The sequence below is a fragment of the Paraburkholderia sp. SIMBA_054 genome (genome assembly GCF_046534875.1).
Classification (GTDB): Bacteria; Pseudomonadota; Gammaproteobacteria; order Burkholderiales; family Burkholderiaceae; genus Paraburkholderia; species Paraburkholderia hospita.
The window spans coordinates 1-242 of record NZ_JAWRXV010001532.1 but is presented as its reverse complement, the minus strand read 5'-3'; the positions used below and the strand labels follow the sequence as shown (position 1 = coordinate 242).

Annotated in this window: 1 protein-coding gene; it reads right to left on the bottom strand. The window is 64.0% G+C overall.

Features of this window, described 5'->3' with window-relative positions:
* Positions 1-242 (bottom strand): chemotaxis protein CheW (locus tag SB822_RS60160; RefSeq protein WP_410859521.1); only part of this gene is annotated, 242 nt, incomplete at both ends.

Below are 242 nucleotides of genomic sequence, written 5' to 3'. Positions count from 1 at the left end.
CACCAGCTCGTCGATCAGCATCGCAAAGCGGCGCCCCTCGGTCTGCATGATGGTGACGATGCCCTGGGTCGGCTCCTGCTTCGCGCCGTCGACGTTGAACACCTCGTGCAACGCGACGAGCGGCAGATATTCGCCGCGCACGCGCACCACGCGCTCGCCGTTGGCGACCGTGTAGATGTCCTCGGCTTGCGGCTGCAGCGACTCCATCACGAAGTTCAGCGGCAGAATGAAGATCTCGTTGC